Origin of the sequence: Pseudomonas sp. R2-37-08W, from assembly GCF_003851705.1 — a bacterium.
Taxonomy (GTDB): Bacteria; Pseudomonadota; Gammaproteobacteria; order Pseudomonadales; family Pseudomonadaceae; genus Aquipseudomonas.
On the sequence record NZ_CP027728.1, the window covers coordinates 2,056,418 to 2,076,444 of the forward strand.

Below are 20,027 nucleotides of genomic sequence, written 5' to 3' on the forward strand. Positions count from 1 at the left end.
CAAGGATTGGCCTTTATCCGCAGGACGCGGCGTCGACCTTTTTCAACGAGATGCTGTAGAAATGCCCGAACCGATACCCATCAAGGACCACGAAAAAGAACACCGTCTGGTCAATAAGCGTTTGCTCGCCTGTGCACTCCTGGTGATTGGCATCACCTGCGCCCTGGTGGGGCGCATGTACTTCCTGCAGGTCGTGCAATACGACTATCACGCCACCATTTCTGAAAACAATCGCGTTCACGTGCTGCCCATCACCCCTACGCGCGGCTTGATCTATGACCGCAATGGTGTGGTCCTGGCTGACAACCGACCCAGCTACAACCTGACCATAACCCGCGAACGCACCACCGACCTCAAGGGTGAGTTGGACGCGATCGTCAGTTTGTTGCACCTACCCGCCGAAGATCGTGCCGTGTTCGATAAAGCGCTCAAGCAGGCCCGCCATCCGTTCGTCCCTGTCACGCTGTTCTACGAGCTGACCGAAGAGCAGATTGCCGTTCTGGCCGTCAACGAGTTCCGTCTACCGGGTGTAGACGTTGAACCTCAGTTCGTCCGCCACTACCCGCTGGGTGCGCACTTCGCTCACTCCATCGGCTATGTCGGACGAATCAACGAGAAAGAATCCAAGGCCCTCGATTCGGTGGAATACCGCGGCACCCAGTCTATTGGCAAAACCGGTATCGAACGCTTCTACGAGTCTGAACTGCATGGTCACGTGGGTTATGAAGAAGTCGAAACCAACGCCCAAGGACGGGTATTGCGCGTGCTCAAGCACACTGACCCTATCCCAGGCAAAAACATTGTCCTGAGCCTCGACGTCAAGCTCCAAGAAGCCGCCGAAGAGGCCCTGGGTGACCGCCGTGGCTCGGTGGTGGCCCTGGACCCGCAAACCGGTGAAGTGCTGGCCATGGTCAGCAAGCCGAGTTTCGACCCGAACCTGTTCGTCACCGGTATCAGCTTCAAGGAATATGCCGCGCTGCATGACTCCATCGATCGCCCGCTGTTCAACCGCGTGCTGCGCGGGCTGTATGCGCCCGGCTCAACCATCAAGCCTGAAGTGGCCATCGCAGGGCTCGACAGCGGCGTTGTCACCCCGCAAACCCGCGTGTTTGATCCCGGTTACTACCAGTTGCCGGACTTCGATCACAAATACCGCAACTGGAACCACAGTGGCGACGGCTGGGTAGACATGGACGCCGCCATCATGCGTTCCAATGACACCTACTTCTATGACCTGGCTCACAAGCTCGGCATTGATCGGCTGCATGATTACCTGGCCGAATTCGGCCTGGGTCAGAAGGTGTCCCTGGACATGTTCGAAGAATCCGCAGGCCTGATGCCGTCCCAGGCCTGGAAGCGCGCGACACGTCGCCAACCCTGGTTCCCGGGCGAAACCGTGATCCTGGGTATCGGTCAGGGTTATATGCAAGTCACGCCGCTGCAACTGGCCCAAGCCACTGCGCTGATCGCCAATAAGGGTGTATGGAACCGCCCGCACCTGGCCAAGACTATCAACGGCGTGCCTCCGGTGGATGAGAATCCGATGCCCAACGTAGTGCTCAAGGACCCGCGTGATTGGGAACAGGTCAACCACGGCATGCAATTGGTAATGCACGACCCGCGTGGTATCGCTCGGGCCGCCGCGCAGGGTGCCCAATATCGCATCGCCGGCAAGAGCGGTACCGCGCAGGTGGTGGCGATCAAGCAGGGGGAGCGCTACAACCGCAATAAGACCCTGGAGCGTCACCGCGACAACGCCTTGTTTGTTGGCTTTGCGCCAGCCGAACACCCCAAGATCGTGATTTCAGTGATGATTGAAAACGGTGAGGCCGGTGGCCGTGTAGCCGGCCCGGTGGTGCGACAGATCATGGACGCCTGGCTGCTCGACCAGGAGGGTCACCTGAAGCCCCAATATGCGACGCCGGCCAAAGCGCCCGGCGATCCGCACGTTTAAATCACACCTGCCATTCGCCCCAGCGCTCTATGTCGTCATAAGCGAGCCAGGGCACATCATGGGCTGTCCAGATATGCGCGGTGGGCCTGGCGCTCGGATCATCGTCCAGCGTCGCCACCCGCACGATGACGTGGGGCTGGTGCGCGCGCTCGGCGATCAAATGCGAGCCACAGCGCGAACAGAAATGGCGCCGTTTGCCTGGCGATGACTCAAACGACGACAGCAATTCTTCACCGTGCGTCCAGCGAAAGTGCTCGCGCATCACCCCGGCCGTGGCGACAAACGCTGCCGCATGCGCCTTGCGACAGCTGCCGCAATGGCAGTGACTGATGGGCATGTCCAGACGCTCCACCCGATAGCACACACCTTTACACAAGCAACTTCCATTCAACGGTTCAGTCATAACTTATGGCCAGGTCAAGGATGGGGTCATCATCATTGCGCATAACCAAAGGTTGCGCATTGGTCGATGTCGCCTAGTGTTCAATGGAGGAGGTGACTTATGCACGTATTAGATCGCATCGAACGGAAAGTCCTGCTCAACGCATCGCGTAAACACGTCTGGGAAGCGCTCACGAACGCCGAACAATTTGGCGAGTGGTTCGGCATTGCCCTCAAGGGAAAAACCTTTGTTGCCGGAGAACCTATCGAAGCGCCGATCACCTACCCAGGCTACGAACATGTGGTGTGGAAGGCCAGGATCGAACGTATTCTGCCGCAAACCCTGTTTTCCTTCTGGTGGCATCCCTTCGCGGTAGAGAAAGACGTCGACTATGACCAGGAAACCCCGACGCTGGTGGAGTTCACCATCGAGGACCGCGCGCCGGGCATTCTGTTGCGGGTGGTCGAGTCCGGTTTTGACAAGGTGCCCCAGGCCAGGCGCCTGAAAGCGTTCAAGATGAACTCCCGTGGCTGGGACGAGCAAATGGGCAATATCGAAAACTATCTGAACAAGGCCCGGCGAGCCTGACGCGGACGGGCATCATGGCGGATGCCCAGCATCGGCCACCGTGACGTTAGAAATCGATCGTCGCCGACAGCTTCGCCACCCGCGGATCACCCTGGCTGAGGAAACCGCCCTGAGCCGATTCCCAGTATTTTTCGTTGGCAACGTTCTCCAGCGTAGCGCCGAGTGTCACTTCACGTTGATCCAGCGCAAAGGTGTAGCGCGCGCCCACGTCGAAGCGGTTCCAGGCCGGCAGGCTCAGGTTGTTCGCCGCGTCGGCATATTGGCCGCCGGTGCGCAGCATGCGACCATTGAGGCTCACGCCTTGCAGGCCCGGCACGTCCCAATCCACGCCGGCGTTGAGCTGGAATGAAGGGACACCAATGGCGCGGTTGCCGTCGTTGGCACCGTTGAGGGTGCCCTTGAGTTCCGTCTTCATCAGCGTCACCCCACCCAACAGGCGCAGGCCGCTCATCGGTTCGCCGAACACGTTCAGCTCAACGCCCTTGTTGATCTGCTGGCCTTCACGCACATAGCGCGCCGTGGTTGCATCGATCACTTCGGCATAACCCGCGCCAGGCTGTTCGATCCGGTACACACCGAGGGTTGCGCCATAGCTACCCATGTCGACTTTGACACCCGCTTCGATCTGTTTGGAGCGCGCGGGGGCATAGGCCTGCCCGCCGCCGATGATCGTCCGGTCGCCGGATGTGAGCGGCGAGGTCGGGCCCTGGGCCAGGCCCTCGATGCGGTTGGCGTACAGAGACACATGCTCCCACGGCTTGAACACGATGCCGTAGACCGGCGTGGTGATCGATTCGTCATAGTTGGCCGTGCGCGTACCGCTCATGTAGTTGTAACCCTGCACCACCATTTGCTGACGACGCGCGCCCAGTGTCACCAACAAACGGTCATCGAAGAAGCCAAACGTGTCGGATACTGCGGCGCTGCGCACGAAGGTCTTGTCGGTAATGGACGGGTCGCTGAAGTCGGTGCCAGGGGTGTTGCGCGGCGTGTTGAGCGTGGGCGGTGCGCCGGTCACCGGGCTGTAAATGTTGGTCGCGCTGGGTGAGCCGTTGAACACATAAGCGTTGCGCGCCTGGGTCCAAATGCCGGCGAGGCCGACGTTGAGTCGATGGCTCACCGGGCCGGTCTGGAATTTGCCGTTCAAGCCGGCCATCACACTGGCGTTGTCTTCCTCGTGCGCGATGGTCGAGCGGCTAGAGGTGGCATTGCCCAGATTATCGGTCAGGGTAATCGAAGAATATCGGCCCATTTCTCGGCTGTGTTTAACGCCGCCTGCGGCGTAAGCCGTCCAGTTTTCATTCAGGTCGTACTCGGCGCGCAGCATGCCCAAGGTGTCCTCAAGGTTGGTGCTGCTCCAGCTGGGTGCGTAGTTGGTATCCGCCGAAGGTGCATCCGGGACGTGGGTCGCGGTGCCCAGGAACACCGAGTTTCGTCCGCCATTGATGCGCTGCTTTTGATACACAAAATCCCCCGACAGGCGCAACGCGTCACCACGGTAATCCAGGCCGACCGCGAACAGTTTTGAACGCTGGTTTTCGTCGTCGATGCCGGTATCGCCTTCGCGCTGGGACAGGTTGACCCGAGCGCCAAACCGCTCGCCTTCACCAAACCGCTGGCCGATGTCCAGATGCTCGCCCACCCGGCCATCGCTGCTGATGTCGGTGCTGAATCGCCGCAGCGGCACGTCACCGGCGCGCTTGGGTTGCAGGTTCACACCGCCGCCGATCCCCGAACCGCCTGGCGTTACGCCGTTGATGAACGCGTTGGGCCCCTTGAACACTTCCACGCGTTCCAGCGCGTCAGTAGACATGATCTGCCGTGGCAGGATGCCGTACAAACCGTTGTAGGAAATGTCGTCGCCATTCAACGGTAAGCCACGGATCATGAACGTCTGGGCCTGGTTGGCAAACCCCGATGCCTGGCGCACGGACGAGTCATTGAGCAGCACGTCGGCGAGGGTTTCCGCCTGCTGGTCGCGAATCAATTGCTCGGTGTAGGAGGACATGCTGAACGGCACGTCCATGATGTCCTGGTTACCCAGTACACCCAGTTGGCCACCGCGCGCCACTTGTCCGCCGGCATACACCGCAGGCAACGCGTCGGGCGCCGGGGCTTGGGCATCGATGCGCGTCGCATCCAGTTCCAGCGTGTTACCCGAATCTGCATGCGCAGCAACGCTCAGCGAGCAGCAAAGGGCGAGCAGGGTGGGGCGAAAGGGCGCAGCAAGTCGGGCACAGAGGGGCATGATCGATCCTGACGGCGAACCGTCAACTATGAGCAAGGGGGGCAACAACGATGCGCTTCCTCCTTGCGCGGATACGACTCCGGTGCAAATGATAGTGATTGTTATTAATGTAGTGCAACAAATTTGTGAGATCACAGTTAACCTGCCGCGTTTGCCCGGATGCCGAGTAGAATCACTCCCTGAAAGCGATTCCTGAGGTGCGGTACGGTGGATTTACAGCAGGGGTTTGTCCTGACCCGGCATTGGCGCGACACCCCGGCGGGTACGGAGGTCAGCTTCTGGTTGGCGACCGACCAAGGGCCACGGTGTATTCGCCTTCCCGTGCAAACCTCGGTGGTGTTCATTCCCGAAGCCCATCGCAAGCCGCTGGACTGGCTGCTCAAAGGCGAGCGCGATATCGAATTGCGTGGGTTGCAGTTGTGCGATTTCCATCATCGGCCGGTCCTGGGGCTCTACGCCCGGCAGCACCGCCAGATAATGGATATCGAAAAGCGCCTGCGCGCCGCCGGGGTGGATGTCTACGAAGGCGATGTGCGCCCACCCGAGCGCTATATGATGGAACGGTTCATCACTGCGCCGGTGTGGTTCGGCGGCACGCCGGATGCCAGCGGTACGCTGCTCGATGCGCAGATGAAGCCCGCTGCCGATTACCGACCGACCCTGAAACTGGTGTCCCTGGATATTGAAACCACCGCCCAGGGCGATCTTTATTCCATCGCGCTTGAAGGGTGTGGCGAGCGCCAGGTGTACATGCTCGGTCCGCCCAACAACGCCTGCGCGGTGGATTTCAAGCTCGACTATTGCGACACCCGCGCCCAACTGCTCGAACGCCTCAACCAATGGCTGGCCACCCACGATCCGGATGCGATCATCGGCTGGAATGTGGTGCAGTTCGACCTGCGCGTACTCCACGAACATGCCCAACGCCTGAACGTGCCGCTGCTGCTGGGGCGGGGCGGTGAAACCATGACCTGGCGCGAACATGGCAGCCGCAATCATTACTTCGCTGCGGCAGCCGGCCGGTTGATCATCGACGGCATCGAAGCCCTGCGTTCAGCTACGTGGAGTTTCGAGTCGTTCAGCCTGGAAAATGTCGCGCAAACCCTGCTGGGTGAAGGCAAGGACATCTCCACGCCGTACCAGCGCATGGACGAGATCAACCGCATGTTCGCCGAGGACAAGCCCGCCCTGGCGCGCTACAACCTCAAGGACTGCGAGTTGGTCACGCGGATTTTCGAGAAGACCGAACTGCTCAAGTTCCTGCTCGAGCGCGCCAGCGTCACCGGGCTGCCTGCCGACCGCAATGGCGGTTCCGTCGCGGCGTTCACCCATCTCTACATGCCGTTAATGCACCGCCAGGGCTTTGTCGCGCCGAACCTCGGCGACAAGCCGCCCCAGGCCAGCCCCGGCGGGTTTGTCATGGACTCGCGCCCAGGTCTGTATGAGTCGGTGCTGGTGCTGGACTACAAGAGCCTGTACCCGTCGATCATCCGCAGTTTTCTGATCGACCCGGTGGGCTTGATCGAAGGCCTCAAGCACCCCGACGACAGCGACTCGGTGGAAGGCTTTCGCGGTGCGCGTTTCTCCCGCACCCGGCATTGCTTGCCGTCCATCGTCACACGGGTGTCCGAAGGCCGCGAAGTGGCCAAGCGCGAACACAATGCACCGCTGTCCCAAGCCCTGAAGATCATCATGAACGCCTTCTACGGCGTGCTCGGTTCCAGCGGTTGCCGGTTCTTCGATACCCGGCTGGCGTCCTCGATCACAATGCGCGGGCATCAGATCATGCGCCAGACCCGCGAGCTGGTGGAGGCCCAGGGTTATGAAGTGATCTACGGCGACACCGACTCCACTTTCGTCTGGCTCGGCGGCGCCCACTCTCTTGAGGATGCCAGCCGCATCGGCCAGGCGCTGGTGCAGCACGTCAACGACTGGTGGCGCAGCCATCTGCACACGGAATACGGCTTGCAAAGCGCCCTGGAGCTGCAATACGAAACCCATTTCAGCCGCTTCCTGATGCCGACCATTCGCGGCGCGGAGGAGGGCAGCAAGAAGCGCTACGCCGGCCTGGTGGTGCGCGCCGATGGTAGCGAAGAAATGATCTACAAGGGCCTGGAAACCGTGCGCAGTGACTGGTCGCCCCTGGCGCGGCAATTCCAGCAGGAGCTCTACCGGCGCATCTTCCATCGCCAGCCCCATCAGGATTATGTACGCGACTATGTGCGCCGTACCTTGAGCGGCGAACTCGACGAGCTGTTGATCTACCGCAAGCGCCTGCGCCGACCCTTGCATGACTACGAACGCAACGTCCCGCCCCATGTGCGCGCCGCACGCCTGGCCGACGAATACAACGATCGCCTGGGGCGCCCGCGCCAGTACCAGCGCGGCGGCTGGATCCGCTATGTGATCAGCGTCAATGGCCCGCAGCCGCTGGAAGTGCAGCAAGCGCCTATCGACTACGATCATTATGTGACGCGCCAATTGCAGCCCGTGGCTGACGCCATCCTGCCGTTCGTGAACGATGATTTTGCCACCCTGGTGGGCGGGCAGATGGGCCTGTTCTAGGCAATCGGTCACAATCCCCGTTACACCTGAAGCTTAGGAGGAACGCCCATGTACACACTCTATGGCACCGACGAATCCGGCTCCTGCATGATCGAGATCGCCCTGCAGCGCTGTGGCGTGCCGTGGCATCGCGTGGATGCCAGCTCCTGGCATGAAGGCGAGGGCAGCGAAGCCCTCGCGCGCATCAACCCGCTCAAACAGATCCCCACCCTGGTCACCCCCGATGGCCAGGTGCTGACCGAAAGCGCCGCCATCCTGATCCACCTGGGCCTGGAGTTTCCCGACGCGAACCTGCTGGCCGGCAACCGCGCGCAGATCCTGCGCGGCCTGCTGTACATCGCGGCCAATTGCTATTCGGCCATCGGCATCATCGACTATCCGCAACGCTGGCTGGGCGACGCCGGTGAAAGCCTGCAAACGCAACTGACCACCGGCACGCGGCGTTATCTGCATCAGGCCTGGGTGGTGTTCGCCGATCAGTTTGCCGACCAGTTGTTTACGCCCGACAACGTACCCAATGCACTGGGCATCATGGCGGCGGCGGTGTCGCGCTGGGACGAGGGCCGCGAGGTACTCCGCAGCCTGGCGCCGGGCTTTGCCCATGCCCTGGAGCGCGTGGATGCCGACCCGGTCGTGGCGCCCGTGTTCGCCCGGCATTGGCCGCAGTGGCAGGTCTCGTAATCAGAAGAAACAATGCCCCGCCGCCCGCCAATCCCTTGCGGCGCGGGCATCCTGACCTACGCTTCTCAGTGTGGCGTAGGAATCATCCTTGAATTTGACTGTCGCAGACATGAAACTCAAGAACCTTGCATGGAATTCAAAGGAGGTGCGCATGCTCATCCGGTCGCTGACCCTGGCTACCTTGATGGCTTTTACGGGGCCGTTGTTGGCTGCTGATGATAATCCGCTCAAGCTGGAGATGGGCAAAACCCGCCCTCTGGTGGTGGTGGAACTCGATGCGGGTAACCCGACGTTGGCCACGCTCAGGAAACAACTGGAAGAGCCTGCCACCAAGCAGTCTTTCGAAGAGCGCAGCATGGTGTTCTACACCGTGAAGTTCGGCGGCATCGGCGCCGAGGGCGAGAAGTTCGCCAAGGATCCCAAGGACAGCAAAAAGCTCACCCCGCCTGAAACCAATGCACTGATCCGCGCCCTCAAGCTCGGTGTCGGCAGCGGCACCAAGGTGATCCTGATCGGCAAGGATGGCGAGAAGAAACTCGAGAAGACCGTGCCGCCCGATAGCCTCGATCTCAAAGAGTTCTTCAGTGCCATCGACCAGATGCCGATGGCCGAGAAAGAAGCGGCTGCCGCGCCGGAACCAGCGCCCGTTGCACCGGCACCGGCCAAGGGCGCCAAACCGGTCAAACCCGGCAGCAAGCCGGCGCCGCAACCCCTCGACGATTGAAATTCATAGCCCTGTAGGAGCGAGCTTGCTCGCGAAAAACGCCCAGGCACCGCGCTCATTCTGGATAAACGTGGTGGCCCTGAGTTTTTCGCGAGCAAGCTCGCTCCTACATCAGGGCTAACCGCTGCACGTCAGCTAGACGCGCAATCAAGGCTTTGGCGCTTTACGCACCGGAAACGGAAAGTAGAAAAACCGCAGGAATGCCACCCGCTTGATCACTTCCCCGATCAGCAACGGCACCACCACCGCCACCACAAAACCCACGCACGCGGCCATGAACGGATGCAAACCCAGGCGCTCCATCAGGTCGAAGGTCTTGTGCTGGATCTCGCCGTGGAAGATCAACAGGATCAAGGTGGATTGGCCGATGTAGGTCATCGCCCGCGTCAGCAGGGGCGACACCATCAACACCCGCGCCAGCGCCCAGCACAGGTACACACCGATCACCGCCAGCAGGCTGGTCCACAACCAGTGGTCGTAGCGACGCTGCGCCAGGTCCATGGTGTCGTGGCTGTAGAGGAACACAGCGGCGAACAGCACCAGCGAAATCAGCAGGGTCAGCAGCGAGCCTTCATGCCGGCGCAGCCAATCACGCAGCAGGTAGCCGTAGATGAAATAGGTGCTGCTGATCAGGGTCACGTCGAGGCTGAAGGGCAGGCCGGGCAACGTCCATGTTTGTTCGCCGAGGGTGACCGGCACTTGCCAGAACCACTTCAACATCCAGATGCCGAGCAACAGTTGCGCGCCGATCAGCAGGCAAGCGGCCAGCAATGGCAGCTTCAGGCGCTGAATCAGCCGCAGCATCAACCAACTGAACAGGATCGCCACCCAGAAGTGCGGCAAGAACCACAACGCCTGCCATGGGATGGTGTCCACGGAGGCATACAGCACGCCGCCGATATCCCCCAGCAACGGTTGCCCGCGCAGCACATCGCGCACGATCACATACACCAGCATGGTGAAGAAGAACGGCTTGAGCAGGCCATCGGCCTTGCGCACCGCCATCTCCACGAATGGCTGCTCGGGCTTGAAGAACACCCCGGACAAAAAGAAGAACAACGGCAGCACGAACGACGCCAGGATCGGGTACATCAAGTCCAGCGAGGTGGCGACAAACCAGCTGTGGCCATACACGATAATCAGGATGCCAATGCCCTTGGCGATGTCCATTTGAATCCAACGATGCTTCATGTGAGTCTTCCCGAACGATCATTCACGCCTTGCGCCACGGCGTCAGCCACAGCCCCATACCCAGCAACACCACGGCGCCTGCCAGGGTGCTCAGCCCCACTTGCAGCCACACGTCTTCGATTCGAAACAACACCAGCGCCGCCAGCCCCATCAGCGCCGCACTGAGCAGCCATTGCCGCGCCCAGGGCAGGGCGCCGAGCAACGCCTGGCGCTGCATCAGCAGCAGCGCGGTGCAGATCACCCCCGCCAGTGCCGCCAGTGGAATGCCGGCCAAGCCAAACGCAAACGGCAATACGCCCAGCAGCAGCACATTGACCAGGCTGCCGAGCAGTTCACAGCGCAGCGGCTGGCGCGTGTCGCCGGCGGCGTAGGCGTAGCGCGCGAGCAGGGCGTTCCAGGCACCGAATACCAGCGGCACGGCAAACCAGGCGAGCAACAGCGGCAGCGGCGAGTCTGCCGATTGCGCGGGCAGCAGCAGCGCGACCAGGCTCGGCGCCGCCGCCACCAGGCCGACCCCGGCGGGCAAGGTCAGCACGCTGGCGGTTTCCAGGCCACGCTTGAGCAGGGCCAGGCGCTCATCGCCCTGGCGTCGGCTCATCATGCCCAGCAGCACTTGATTGAGGCTCATCAGCGCAATCAGGGGCAGATTCATCAGCTTGCGCGCCAGGTTGACCCAGGTCACCGCGCCTTCCCCCAGCAGCGACGCGACCAGCCGCTCGATCAACGCCAGGCCCTGGCTGGCGCCATTGCTGAGTAACAAGGGGCCGATACGTTGGCCCAACTCCCGCAAAGGCGCGAACGACAGTTGCACGCGCCAGGGTCGCCAGCCCAGGCGCCAGAGCGACGGCAGCAGCGCCAACGGCATCAAGCCACTGCCGACCAAGCACGCCAGCGCGAGGCTATGCGGCTGGCTGGCGGTGCCTGCCATGGCGAGGTACGCCACCGGCGGCAGGTTGAACAGCAGCGAGCCCAACCCCGCCAGCACAAAGCGCTCGCTGGCCTGCAAGGGCACACTGAACAGCGCATGCAGCAGCAGGCCCGGCACGCACCACGCCACGATCTGCAGATTGCCGCCGGCCAGTGCCGTGGCGCTGGCCGCCAACCCCGGGCCGAGCAGTTGCACCAGCCACGGTGCCAATAGCATCAGCAGCAGGCTGGTGACCAGCGCAATCAACAGCAACGCCGGGAACACCACGGCCAGCCAGTCCAGGCGTTCGCCGTCCTTTCTTTGCAGATACAGCGGCAACGCGGCGGCGCTCAACACGCCGCCGGCCAGCGACATGCGCAGCGCCTCGGGCAGGAACAGCGCGATCAGGAACGCATCACTGCGCTCCCCCGCGCCCCAGGCCGCCACCAGCAACCATTCGCGCGCAAACCCCAGGCACAGGCCCAGCAGGGTCGCCACGGTCAGCCATACGGCAGAACCCAGCATCAGGGCCGCGCGCCATCAAGCATCGGCTTGCGAAACGCCAACGCCTTGACCTGGGGCAGGCGCGCCGGGAACAAGCGCCGCGCCTCCAGCACGTTAATCCCCACCATCAGCCAGAACAGCGCGACCATCACCACGGCAAAGCTGAAGTAGTGGTCAAACAAACCGCTGACCAGCGCCGACAGAATCCCGGCGGTGCTGCCCAGCCACAGCGCATTGTCCTTGGTCAGGCGGATCGGGCCCTTTTCCGGCCGGGCTTCACGCCACCAGCGCACGGTGACTGCAATAAACAACAGCATGCCGACAACGCCGGTCTTGTAGATGAAGTTCAGCCACAGGTTGGAGATCCCCAGCAAGTGCGTGCCCGGTACCGGCGGGTCGACCTTGAAACCGATGCCGAACGGGTACGCTGCCACAGCCTGCGGGAACATGCGGTACTCGTCGAAACGCACTTCGGTACTGGCGTTGCTCGTGGAGAAGATGGTCGCCAGGCGTTCCTGCAACGGCGGATAAGCCATCACCAACGCCACGGTCAACGCCGCGCCGATCATCAGTAAACGTCCGGTGTAAGGCACGCGCCGCGTGGCCAGCCACATCAGCACCAGCGCCAGGCTGACCATCGCCCCGCGGCTGCTGGCCAACAGCAACGCCGCCGCGCCCAGGCAGGCTACGCTCAGGCCCAGTGCGCGTTTCCAACCTTGTTCGGTCATGCCGTAGCAGAACGCCAACGGCAGCAGCAGCGCCATGATTCCGCCAATGGCATTCGGGTGCATCCACGGCGAGCCCATGCGTGACGACATGGCTTCCAGGCCGAATTTCAACGTGTCGAAGTTGCCGTAGTTGAGCAGCGCCAGGATCGGCGCAATCCCCGCCCCGGAGCGTGTGCGCACGAACACCGCAATCGACATCACCAGCATCGCCAGGGTGCCCAGCAGCAGGGCGATCACCAGGCTTTCGCGGTGTTTGTAGTCCACCAGCAGCTTGGCCGTGAGAAATACTCCCGAGAGGTTCAGCAACCAACGCAGCCAGTTGGCCACGCCGCTGCTTTCGGCGTGGATGCTGACCTGGCCGACGATAAACGGGAACACGCTGAACAGCATCAGCCACAGCAGCATCTGGTCGGTGGGGCGAAGCGCCAGGCGAGGCGCGTCCGGCAGGCGCGACAGAAAGCCGTGCCACAGCACCGCGCCCCAGGTCAGCGCAAGAATGGCTTCGCTCACCGTACTGCGGATGCCCAGATTAAGCGTGGAGTAGGGCATGAAGGTCGCGACCAGGGCGAACAGCAGCAAGCCCCAGAAGGGAAAGCGCAGGATGGTCACGGCCGCCGCCAGGCCGATCACGGCGAGAAACGCCTTGGCCGGTGACAGCGCCAGGGCGACCACACCGAACAGCACGCCGAAGAGGATCGCGACGAGGCTTGCCAGGGAGAGTCTCATTTCAGTTCCTCGATCAGTTCGGCCAGGCGCCGGCGATAGGCGTGTTGGTTAAAGCGTTCGGCCCAGCGGCGGTGGTGTTCGGGCGTGGCTTCATCGGCGCGCTCACCCAGGTTCAGCATCAACTGGACCAACGCGGGGCCGTCGGTGGGTGAAAAGCGCGGCGCCGACGGCGGGGTGATTTCGTCCAGCGAGGTGCCGCTGGCCACGGCGACCGGGGTGCCGACGCTCAACGCTTCAATCACCGGCAAACCAAAACCTTCCGCGTAGGACGGTTGCCACACACGTGACGCCTGGCGGTACAGCGCCTGCAACTCGGCGTCGGAGACGCCACTCAACGCATGAATCCCCGGCAGTTGGCGCTGGGCTTCGGGCAAGTGCTCAAGGCTGCCCACCAGGACCAGTTCCGGCACGCTAGGGGAGTCGCGCCGCGCCTGTTGCCAGGCATCCACCAGGAACGGCACGTTCTTGCGCAGTTCACGGGTGCCGACCAGCAGCCAGAAGCCTATGGGCAATTGGCGCGCGGACAGGTCCGCCGGTGGTTCATTGAAGCCCTCCACCTGATTGGGCAGGACGCGAACCTTGCCCGCTGCCTGGGGAAACAGGCGTACGGTTTCGTCGGCACTGTACTGGGAGGGCGTCCACACCCGGTCGGCGCTGCGCACCGCGTAGGCAATCGACAGGCGATCGGTGGCCTTGTACACCAGCGCCTTCAGACGGCTGGCGTGGTAGTTGTCCAGGGTGATCTGAAACAGGTCGTGCAGCAGCACCACGGTACGCAACCCTTGAGGCTTGGGCGGTAACGGCAGGCCCATATTGAAGGTGCTGATGTACAGATCGATGTGCTGTTCGCGCAGCGCGCGGGGTAAAAAACCGGCTTCGAAGCGCAGGCGATTCTGTGGCTGGTGCATCGCCGTTTTCGCGCAGCCCCAGGCCGGGCAGTGTGCCTGCAAGCGGGTTTGATCGCCCAGGGGCGCGACGGTAAATCGCTCCAGTTCGATGTCCGGCAGGCTGCGCAGAGCGCTTTCCAGCGCATACACCTGGCGGCTGATGCCCGATTGCGGTGAGGTGCCGACGGTGCGGTAATCCAGGCCTACACGCATGCGGGCTCCTTTTGATTGAGCGGCGAAAGGGTGGCGTACACCTGCTCCAGTTGGCTGGCAGCAACGCTCCAGTCATGGGCTCGCCGCGCATAGGCGCGGCCGGCTTCACCCATGGGCGCGGCGGCTTCGGGAGCGTGCAGCAGGCGCACCACGGCGTCGGCCAGGCCGACGGCAGTTTGCCCGCCCAGATAATCCAGGCCCTCGACCAGGTCCAGGCCCGACACGCCCTGTTCGGTACTGGCCAGCGGCAGGCCGGCGGCCAACGCTTCGAGCACTTTGAGCTTGGAACCGCCGCCATGGCGCAACGGCGCCAGAAACACCGAACAGCTTGATTGCAGACTCAACAGGTTTGGCACAAAGCCCTGCCACTCGATGCGCGGGTCCGGCCAGCGTTCGCGCCAACCGTCGGGCATGCCGAAGCCGCACACGCTCATGCGCGCCTCGGGGCAGCGCTCCCAGACTTTCGGCAGGATTTCATCCAGGGCCCATTCGATGGCATCCACATTGGGGGCGTATTCATAGTTGCCGAGGAACAGCACGCGACGGGTCGAGGGGTCAGGACGGGCGCCGGCGAAGTGATCGCAGTCAACGCCGTTGACCACCACCGGCACCGGTTTACCGGCGATTTTTTCCAGCACCCGCGCATCGCTGTCGGTGACGGCCACCACTTGGCTGGCCTGGCGCATCACGCGACGCTCCCAGCGCGTGTAGCGCCATTGGTCATAGCGAATGAACGGCAGCGCCCAACGCGGCAAACGGTCGTACGTCGCCGCGCCGAGCGCCGACTCAACGTTATGTTCAGTCAACACGAAGGGTTGGGATTTGCGCGCCAGGGCATCTTCGTAAGGTTGGAAGGTATAGGTGTGCTCAATCTGCACCACGTCCCAATGTTCGTTGAGCAGTTGGTTGAACCGGTCCTCCAATTGCCCCGACAGGCCATTCACGCTGGCCAGCAACGGGTAAGGTGCAAACAGCCCGGCCAGCAGGGTTTTCAGGCTGCGCAGTGGCCGACGCGGCAGGATGATCAGCTGCTCGAGAAAGCCTTCCAGCACTTGGCGATTGCTCAGCGACACCGGGTGCTTGTCATGCAAAAGCAACGTGATCCGGTGCCCACGCGCCGCCAGGCTGCGCAGCAGGTGGAACTGGCGCGTCTTGCCGCCGCTGGTGGCGGGCCAGGGCGAATAGGGCAGGATCCATAAAATGCGCATGGCGGGCTTCAATCCCATAACAGAATTTGCAGGTTCGACTTGACCGGGACAGTCAACCCGTTAGTGCCGCTCAGCGGTGTCTGTGTGCCGCGCAACGGGTCATACAGCGTCGCGCTGGCAAGGCCCGGCAAGTGCGCGTTACCGCCACGGGCCGACCAGAAAAACCACAGTTTGCGCCCGTCAGCGCGGGTCCAGCCGATGCTGAACAGGCCGTCGGGCAACTGGTCGGCGGTGGGCGGGTCGCCGGGAGTCAGTCGTGGCCCGCTGACGTCGAGGAAGTTCTTCAACGCGGTGTAGACCGGCTTGGGCTTGGCGTCGATATCGAGCAGGCCGTAGGCACGGTCGCGCACGCTGGCGCGCTGGTCGAGGTCGCTCAGGGTAAACAGGAAGATCTTGTCGAAATCCAGCGCGCTCATCAGCGCCAGGCGGCGTATCACATAATCGGCCTGGCCCTGCTGGGTGATGATGTCCTGGGCTTCTTTGGGGCCGACGTAGTTCGACCAGCCCCACTCGGTGCTCCACAGGGTTTTGACGCCGTTGCTGCGCAGTTTCTGGTTGAGCGCGCTGGTCTTGGCCACGAAGTCGAGGTTGGCCGGGTCGTTGCCCTCGGGCAGTTGCGTATAAGGGTGGTAGGACATGACGGTGTTCAGCTTGGGCACGCCGAGGGCGTCGAGGGCGTCGAGCATGGTCTGACCGTTGGGCATTTCGCTGAAAAACGCCATGCCGGCGGCCACCACCGGTTTGTTCGGGGCGACGGCGCGCAGTGCGGCGGCGGTGGTGCGCAGCAACCTGGCATAACCGGCCGGGTCCGCCGCCGGGCGCCAGAAGCCCAGCAGGTTCGGTTCGTTCCACACCTGCCAGGCGTCGACGCTGGGGTAGCGTTGGGCCAACAGGGCCATGCGGATCGCAAATACATTCGGGTCCTGCGGCGGGTACTGGTCCTGATAGGGCGCACCCACCGGCGCGGTGGTGATAAACGGCGCCGAGCCGACCAGGTAAAACACCGACTTGAGCTGGTTGTCCTTGAGCTTGGTCACCAACTCATCGAGGGTCGCCACCTGGTACCGGTCGGCGGCTGGCTCCAGCCGGTCCCAATGCAAGTCCAGGCGCACCCATTCCAGGCCCAGGTCCTTGAGGCGGTCGATCTGTAGCTGGTAGCGCTCGGGGCTGAACCACAGGAACTGCGCGTTCACCCCGAGGAAATCCTTCCACACCACCACCTTGTTACCCTTGAGCACATGGTTCTCGGCGTCGGCCGGGCGCCCCCAGATAAAGGCGGTCAGGCCCAGGGCCGCGACCAGCGCAAGGGTGGCGAAGTAAGTCCGTTTACGCGTCATACGGGACTCCCGCGATCGCCTGTTCGAAGAGCTGCTTGAAGCGCTGCGCCGTCAGTGGCCACAAGCGTTCGCGGCCGATTGCGCCGGCGCGTTCGGCCCAGTCCTGGGCCAATGTGGGCGTACGGGCCAGGCGCAACAATTGCTCGCCCAGCGCGGCCACAGCGCCTTCGGGGTAGATCGCGCCGTTACCGCTGGCGACTTCCTCGGCGAACGCCCGGGCATCCGAGGTAATCGCCCCACGCCCGCACGCGGCGGCCCAGGACAGCGCGCCACTGGTGCCGCGCTGACGGCCGAGCAGGCCGAGTTTTTTCGATTCGCGATACGGCAGCACCATCACATGGTGGGCCTGGATCGTTTGCGCAATCTCGTCGGCCGGCAGGTTCAGCCGCCAATCGATGGAGCCTGCCAGGCCGAGGTCGGCGATCTGGCGGTTCAACTGCTCCAGGTAATTACCGCCCGCGCCAAACGCCATTTCGGCGGCAGTGCCACCGGCCAGGGTCAGGCGCACACGGTCACGCAATTCGGGGGCTTGCTTGAACACGGCGGCCAGGGCCTGCAACAGGTCTTCAATGCCTTTGCCACGGTAGATAAAACCGAAATACAGCAGGTGCAGGGTGTCCAGCGGCGGCAGCGCCACCGCTGCAATCGCCAGGTTGGCGTGGTGGATCACCGCCACTTTGCCGGCGGGCAATTGCATCCGCTGGCTGAGGCAGTCGGCGCCCAGGCGGGTGAGGGTGATCAGCCTTGTCAGGCCACGGGCGACATGGCGTTCTTCGCGCAGGGTCAACGGGTCTGCCAGCACCACCGCCGCCTGCGGCAACGGGCTGGGCAGGCGCTGCAGCAGGTTGAGCGGGAAGGGCAGGTGCTCGCGCCGCCACACGATGCGCTCGGGGTCATGCACGGTGGCCGTCAGCGGCAGGTTCGGGTAGGCGCTGCGCAACGCGCGCAACGCCAAAAACTCCCCCAGGCGCCCGCCGCCCAGCTCGGCGTGGACCAGGTCCACGCTGTGCCAGTCGAACGCGGCGACGGCCTGCTTGATCGCCGCGCTCGTGCCTTCCACGCCGCTCAACGGTGTCAGCACCGTCACGCCCAGCTGCTCCAATGCCGTCTTGAAATGATTCGCGTAGTCGGCGATCCCATTCTTTTCCGGTGGCAAAGGCGCGAGCAGGGCAATGCGCATCAGAACGCCCCCCGATATTTGGCGATGCTGTGCAGCACTTTGGCCGGCACTTCGAATTTACGCCGGTTGATGATGATGCCATCGACTTTGCCGAACGCCGTATTGAGGATCGACAACGCGTGCTCCACCACCGGCACCGTGCTCTTCTGCGCTTCCACCACCAGCGCGATCAGGTCGGCGCGCCGCAGGTTGACGAACGCATCGCGGTTGTCCAGCAGCGCCGAGGCGTCCAGCAGCACTACTTCGCCCGGCGCTGCGGGCGCCGCCCCGCCGACGCGCACGGTAATGCCATTTTCCTGGAGCAGTTGGCGCAGTTGCTCGACCACGAAGGTCACGCCTTCACCGTGGCGCGCCGAGGTCAGCCCGAGGGTCAGGCCGCGTTCGGCGACGCGGTCCAACTGCAGCAGACCGTACAGCCGGTAGATGCTCGCATTGAACGCATTGGTGCCTTGCGCGGTGCTGGTGTCCAGCTCCGGCAGGGTGGTCCACAGCGGCAGGCCGAACTTGCGTTCCACCAGGCCGCCATCGTGAATGCGCTGGTCGAGCAGGTAGCACAGGTAGATCACCAGCAGGCCGACGACGATGGCAAACGGGATCGCCAGCAACAGCATCAGCAGGGTTTTGGGGAAGATGCGACCTGGGTTCAGGGTCGCTTCCTCGATCACTGCGATGTTGCTGATCTGGCTGTTGTCCAGTTCACGGTCGATGCGTGATTTTTCCAGGTTGTCCACGTACAGCGCGTAGTTACGCTCGGTGGCACTCAGCTCGCGGGACAGGCGCGCCAGCTCCGGTTCAATCTCCAGGGCTTCCTTGCGTTGCGCTTCGAGGTTGACCAGTTGCTTTTGCTGCTGCACCAGTTGGGTGCGCAACGCCAGGTTATTGCTGGACTCATCGAGCAGCACGCGCTGCAAGTGGATTTCCAGGGTATTCGGCGCGCGGTTTTCCGAGCTTTGTACGGTGTTGCTTTCACCGGCGACCTGGGCCTGCATCGCCCGAATCGACGCGTCCAGAGCTTTGACCGGCGGCGCGTTATCGGTGTAGGTGCGCATCATGTCGGCTTTTTCCAGCAGCTTCTGGTTAAGCAAGCGACGCAAATCCTGCTGCTGCGGGTTCAGCGCAATCTGGCGAACCGTGGTCACTTCCTTGGGCTGGGTCTTGAGCTGAGTGCGCGTGCTCTCAAGAGCGCTGTCTGAAGACGCGATCAAGCGCGTGGTGTTGAAGGTTTCGCCGCGCAGCACGTTGATGCGCTCGGACAAATCTTCCAGGCGATCGGTGATGCTCGCCGCGCCGATCTGGTTCAAGTGGGTCAGGATCTGCTGCTTGTAGCTCTTGATCTCGGTGGCGCTGTTGGACACCTGGCCTTCATAGAAGGCATACAGGCTCTTGCGCCCCAGGGCCTGGGTGCGTTCGTTGATGTAGGTTTCGACCCAACTCTTGACCACCGCCTGGGCGATCTCGGGGTCGCTCCACTTGAAGCTGATGTCCATCACCGTGGACCCGGCCGCATGGCTGACTTCGAAGTTCTTCTCCAGGCTCGCGGCGAGGCGTTCCACCGGCGTGGTCTGTTCAATCACGCCCACGGTTTCCAACACCACGCGCACGCCGTCGAACACCGCGCCGATAGCGTTTTTGACGTAGTACTTGGTGCGCTTCCAGACACCTTCCGGCGGCGGCATTTTGTCGATGACTTCCAGGTAATGCTCGGCCACCGCGCGTACGATCGGGCGGCCGGTCAGCAGGCGCTCCTCATCGACAATCGGGTCGCGCTGGGTGCTGGGCATGACCAGCGCCTGGCGGTTGCTGATTTCGATCGGCAGCGTCGAATCACGCCCCGGCTTGACCAGCAGGCGCGCGGTGGATTCGAACTTGGCGGGCAGCAGGAAGGCGCCCAGCAAAATGATCACCAGCGCCGCGATGGCCGCCAGCTTGAACTCATGCCGGAAGATGAAGAACAGGCGCAGAAGATCGCGAAAAGAACGGATCTCGATCATGGGATGTCGCTCC

The 20,027-nt window shown here is 62.8% G+C and carries 15 protein-coding genes; 5 read left to right on the top strand and 10 right to left on the bottom strand.

Annotated elements, in window-relative coordinates; genetic code table 11:
* Window positions 1-61 precede the first annotated feature (61 nt).
* Window positions 62-1,954 carry a penicillin-binding protein 2 gene (gene mrdA, locus C4J93_RS09635; protein ID WP_124362069.1) on the top strand — a complete coding sequence of 631 codons (1,893 nt, stop codon included), beginning with the start codon at window positions 62-64 and terminating at the stop codon, window positions 1,952-1,954.
* A gap of 1 nt (window position 1,955) precedes the next feature.
* On the opposite strand, the gene C4J93_RS09640 is transcribed toward mrdA, so the two are convergent.
* Window positions 1,956-2,357 (bottom strand): GFA family protein, encoded by a 402-nt coding sequence (locus C4J93_RS09640; RefSeq protein ID WP_124429194.1) that lies wholly within the window; start codon window positions 2,355-2,357, stop codon window positions 1,956-1,958.
* A 99-nt stretch (window positions 2,358-2,456) separates the two neighbouring features.
* Here C4J93_RS09640 and C4J93_RS09645 point away from each other — a divergent pair, with 99 nt between their 5' ends.
* Entirely contained in the window at window positions 2,457-2,924 is a 468-nt protein-coding gene (locus C4J93_RS09645; protein ID WP_124429195.1) for an SRPBCC family protein, read from the top strand.
* Between the two features lie 46 nt (window positions 2,925-2,970).
* Here C4J93_RS09645 and C4J93_RS09650 read toward each other — a convergent pair whose 3' ends face one another.
* Window positions 2,971-5,172, bottom strand: a complete 2,202-nt coding sequence (locus C4J93_RS09650; RefSeq protein WP_124429196.1) for a TonB-dependent siderophore receptor — start codon at window positions 5,170-5,172, stop codon at window positions 2,971-2,973.
* 207 nt (window positions 5,173-5,379) lie between these two features.
* Here C4J93_RS09650 and C4J93_RS09655 point away from each other — a divergent pair, with 207 nt between their 5' ends.
* From C4J93_RS09655 to C4J93_RS09665, 3 genes are all read left to right on the top strand, one after another.
* Window positions 5,380-7,737, top strand: coding sequence for a DNA polymerase II (locus C4J93_RS09655; protein WP_124429197.1), 2,358 nt, complete (start codon window positions 5,380-5,382; stop codon window positions 7,735-7,737).
* A gap of 48 nt (window positions 7,738-7,785) precedes the next feature.
* Window positions 7,786-8,418 carry a glutathione S-transferase N-terminal domain-containing protein gene (locus C4J93_RS09660; protein WP_124362074.1) on the top strand — a complete coding sequence of 211 codons (633 nt, stop codon included), beginning with the start codon at window positions 7,786-7,788 and terminating at the stop codon, window positions 8,416-8,418.
* A 151-nt stretch (window positions 8,419-8,569) separates the two neighbouring features.
* Window positions 8,570-9,142 (top strand): DUF4174 domain-containing protein, encoded by a 573-nt coding sequence (locus C4J93_RS09665; protein WP_124429198.1) that lies wholly within the window; start codon window positions 8,570-8,572, stop codon window positions 9,140-9,142.
* 147 nt (window positions 9,143-9,289) lie between these two features.
* Here C4J93_RS09665 and C4J93_RS09670 read toward each other — a convergent pair whose 3' ends face one another.
* The 8 genes from C4J93_RS09670 to C4J93_RS09705 are packed head-to-tail and all read right to left on the bottom strand — an operon-like array spanning window position 9,290 to window position 20,014.
* Window positions 9,290-10,333 carry an acyltransferase family protein gene (locus tag C4J93_RS09670; protein ID WP_124414307.1) on the bottom strand — a complete coding sequence of 348 codons (1,044 nt, stop codon included), beginning with the start codon at window positions 10,331-10,333 and terminating at the stop codon, window positions 9,290-9,292.
* A 22-nt stretch (window positions 10,334-10,355) separates the two neighbouring features.
* A complete protein-coding gene (murJ, locus tag C4J93_RS09675; RefSeq protein ID WP_124429199.1) occupies window positions 10,356-11,765 on the bottom strand; it encodes a murein biosynthesis integral membrane protein MurJ in 1,410 nt (469 codons plus the stop codon).
* Complete coding sequence (locus C4J93_RS09680) at window positions 11,765-13,198, bottom strand: O-antigen ligase (RefSeq protein ID WP_124370244.1); 1,434 nt, start codon at window positions 13,196-13,198, stop codon at window positions 11,765-11,767. Before C4J93_RS09680 ends, murJ begins: the two co-directional genes overlap by 1 nt.
* On the bottom strand, window positions 13,195-14,298 hold the full coding sequence (locus C4J93_RS09685; RefSeq protein ID WP_124429200.1) for a glycosyltransferase family 1 protein: 1,104 nt from the start codon (window positions 14,296-14,298) through the stop codon (window positions 13,195-13,197). Before C4J93_RS09685 ends, C4J93_RS09680 begins: the two co-directional genes overlap by 4 nt.
* Window positions 14,289-15,506: a glycosyltransferase family 4 protein gene (locus tag C4J93_RS09690; protein WP_124429201.1), complete on the bottom strand. Its 1,218-nt coding sequence runs from the start codon at window positions 15,504-15,506 to the stop codon at window positions 14,289-14,291. Before C4J93_RS09690 ends, C4J93_RS09685 begins: the two co-directional genes overlap by 10 nt.
* 8 nt (window positions 15,507-15,514) lie before the next feature.
* Window positions 15,515-16,843 (bottom strand): cellulase family glycosylhydrolase, encoded by a 1,329-nt coding sequence (locus C4J93_RS09695; RefSeq protein ID WP_124429202.1) that lies wholly within the window; start codon window positions 16,841-16,843, stop codon window positions 15,515-15,517.
* Window positions 16,833-18,023 carry a glycosyltransferase gene (locus C4J93_RS09700; RefSeq protein ID WP_124429203.1) on the bottom strand — a complete coding sequence of 397 codons (1,191 nt, stop codon included), beginning with the start codon at window positions 18,021-18,023 and terminating at the stop codon, window positions 16,833-16,835. Before C4J93_RS09700 ends, C4J93_RS09695 begins: the two co-directional genes overlap by 11 nt.
* Window positions 18,023-20,014 (bottom strand): exopolysaccharide transport family protein, encoded by a 1,992-nt coding sequence (locus C4J93_RS09705; protein WP_124362083.1) that lies wholly within the window; start codon window positions 20,012-20,014, stop codon window positions 18,023-18,025. The genes C4J93_RS09700 and C4J93_RS09705 overlap by 1 nt, the downstream gene beginning before the upstream one ends.
* Window positions 20,015-20,027 lie beyond the last annotated feature (13 nt).

What these genes read in the sequence shown, in the direction of transcription:
- mrdA (WP_124362069.1), top strand. Translation starts at nt 62, where the DNA reads ATGCCCGAACCGATACCCATCAAGGACCACGAAAAAGAACACCGTCTG.
- C4J93_RS09640 (WP_124429194.1), bottom strand. Translation starts at nt 2,357, where the DNA reads ATGACTGAACCGTTGAATGGAAGTTGCTTGTGTAAAGGTGTGTGCTAT.
- C4J93_RS09645 (WP_124429195.1), top strand. Translation starts at nt 2,457, where the DNA reads ATGCACGTATTAGATCGCATCGAACGGAAAGTCCTGCTCAACGCATCG.
- C4J93_RS09650 (WP_124429196.1), bottom strand. Translation starts at nt 5,172, where the DNA reads ATGCCCCTCTGTGCCCGACTTGCTGCGCCCTTTCGCCCCACCCTGCTC.
- C4J93_RS09660 (WP_124362074.1), top strand. Translation starts at nt 7,786, where the DNA reads ATGTACACACTCTATGGCACCGACGAATCCGGCTCCTGCATGATCGAG.
- C4J93_RS09665 (WP_124429198.1), top strand. Translation starts at nt 8,570, where the DNA reads ATGCTCATCCGGTCGCTGACCCTGGCTACCTTGATGGCTTTTACGGGG.
- C4J93_RS09670 (WP_124414307.1), bottom strand. Translation starts at nt 10,333, where the DNA reads ATGAAGCATCGTTGGATTCAAATGGACATCGCCAAGGGCATTGGCATC.
- murJ (WP_124429199.1), bottom strand. Translation starts at nt 11,765, where the DNA reads ATGCTGGGTTCTGCCGTATGGCTGACCGTGGCGACCCTGCTGGGCCTG.
- C4J93_RS09680 (WP_124370244.1), bottom strand. Translation starts at nt 13,198, where the DNA reads ATGAGACTCTCCCTGGCAAGCCTCGTCGCGATCCTCTTCGGCGTGCTG.
- C4J93_RS09685 (WP_124429200.1), bottom strand. Translation starts at nt 14,298, where the DNA reads ATGCGTGTAGGCCTGGATTACCGCACCGTCGGCACCTCACCGCAATCG.
- C4J93_RS09690 (WP_124429201.1), bottom strand. Translation starts at nt 15,506, where the DNA reads ATGCGCATTTTATGGATCCTGCCCTATTCGCCCTGGCCCGCCACCAGC.
- C4J93_RS09695 (WP_124429202.1), bottom strand. Translation starts at nt 16,843, where the DNA reads ATGACGCGTAAACGGACTTACTTCGCCACCCTTGCGCTGGTCGCGGCC.
- C4J93_RS09700 (WP_124429203.1), bottom strand. Translation starts at nt 18,023, where the DNA reads ATGCGCATTGCCCTGCTCGCGCCTTTGCCACCGGAAAAGAATGGGATC.
- C4J93_RS09705 (WP_124362083.1), bottom strand. Translation starts at nt 20,014, where the DNA reads ATGATCGAGATCCGTTCTTTTCGCGATCTTCTGCGCCTGTTCTTCATC.